Here is a 1,549-nt window from a genome sequence, read left to right as displayed (position 1 = left end):
GGGGGGGTGCCTCTATGTCCTTCGTCAAGGCACCCCTGCTGGGTTTGGGGTGATTCGGTCTTGTTGGGGTTATGCGGCGAGCTCGACGTCCGCGGGCGTGCGGGAATCGTAGAAGGTGCCGTCGCGGAGCATGGCGAACAGGACGCTGACGCGTTGGCGGGCGAGGCGGAGAAGGGCCTGGGTGTGGGTCTTGCCGCGGTTGCGTTGCTTGTCGTAGTAGGCGCGGGAGGCCGGGTCGGCGTTCATGCAGGCGAAGGCGGATAGGAACATCGCCCGTTTGAGCTGGCGGTTTCCGCCCCGTGGCGCGTGTTCGCCGTGGATCGAGGTGCCGGACGACTTCGTGGTCGGGGCGAGGCCGGCGTAGGAGGCGAGGTGGGCGGCGGTGGGGAAGCTGGTGCCGTCGCCGACGGTGACCAGCAGGACGGCGGCGGTCCTGACGCCGACGCCGGGCATCGACGTCAGGACTGGGGAAAGAGGGTGCGCCTCCAGCAGGGCGTTGATCTGGGCTTCCATTGCCCGGCGCTGGGTGTGGACGGCGGCCAGGGAGGCGGCCAGGGAGGGGATGACGATGTCGAGGGTGCCGGTGCCGGGGACGACGACGGTCTGTTCGTCCAGCGCGTCGAAGACGTCGTCGATCAGCCGGGCGGCCATGCGGGGGGCTTTCGGGCGGATCAGCTCCACGAGTCTGCGGCGACCGGCCCTGCGCAGGGCGGCCGGGGAGCCGTAGCGTTCCAGCAACCAGGTGATGGCGTGGTGGTCGAGGCGGGGGCCGAGGACGCGTTCGAGGCTGGGGTGGAACTGGGTGAGCAGGCCGCGTATCCGGTTGGAGGTGCGGGTGGCCTCGGCTGCCAGATCCTGGTCGAAGCCCACCAGCACGGTCAGCTCGGCGGTGATCTCGTCAGTCAGCTGAAGCGAGCGCAGCGTGTGCGGCATGGTGCGGGCCGCGTCCGCGATCACCGCGGCGTCTTTCGCGTCGGTCTTCGCCTCGCCCGGATACAGGTCGGCGATCCGCCGCATCGCAAGTCCGGGCAGGTAGGCGACCTTGCAGCCCGCGTCCCGGGCCACGGTCAGCGGGAGGGCGCCGATGGAAGCGGGCTGGTCCACGATCACCAGGACGGTGCCGAACTTCGCGGTCAGCTTGTCGAAGACGGCCCGCAGCTTCGGTTCACTGTTGGGCAGCTGCTTGTCGAGGACCTTCTTCCCGGCCGGGGTGAGCCCGTGGCCATGATGAGCAGTCTTGCCGACGTCCAGGCCGAGGAACACGCCTACGTCTTCGGTGTCGAACATCGGTCCCTTCCAGGAGCGTTGAACGTGCCGGCTCGGCAGTGGTGTCGTACGCGCGCATCCACGTTATGCAGACCTGCCGCCCGCGAGCTGTCCGGCATTGCGCCGGACCGGGCGGTGGCCGGACCTCTCATCAGCGTCTCCGACGGCACCTCCCGGGCCCGGTGACACCACCCCCCAGGTCATCCGCTCGACAGGGGGACACAGTCATGCCGGGCCCGGAGGCCAGCGGCCCTCTTGCAGGACCGCGAAGAAGATAACGGGG

The 1,549-nt window shown here is 69.5% G+C and carries 1 protein-coding gene; it reads right to left on the bottom strand.

The annotated features are described in order from the left end of the window. Nucleotides 1-69: 69 nt before the first annotated feature. Nucleotides 70-1,287: an IS110 family transposase gene (locus ABZZ74_RS54145; protein WP_356951446.1), complete on the bottom strand. Its 1,218-nt coding sequence runs from the start codon at nt 1,285-1,287 to the stop codon at nt 70-72. Between the last annotated feature and the right edge of the window lie 262 nt (nt 1,288-1,549).

It is taken from the genome of Streptomyces sp. NPDC006476, assembly GCF_040612015.1.
GTDB lineage: Bacteria > Actinomycetota > Actinomycetes > Streptomycetales > Streptomycetaceae > Streptomyces > Streptomyces griseorubiginosus_B.
Note: the sequence above shows the minus strand (reverse complement) of the source record. Positions and strands in the feature narration are given on the sequence as shown.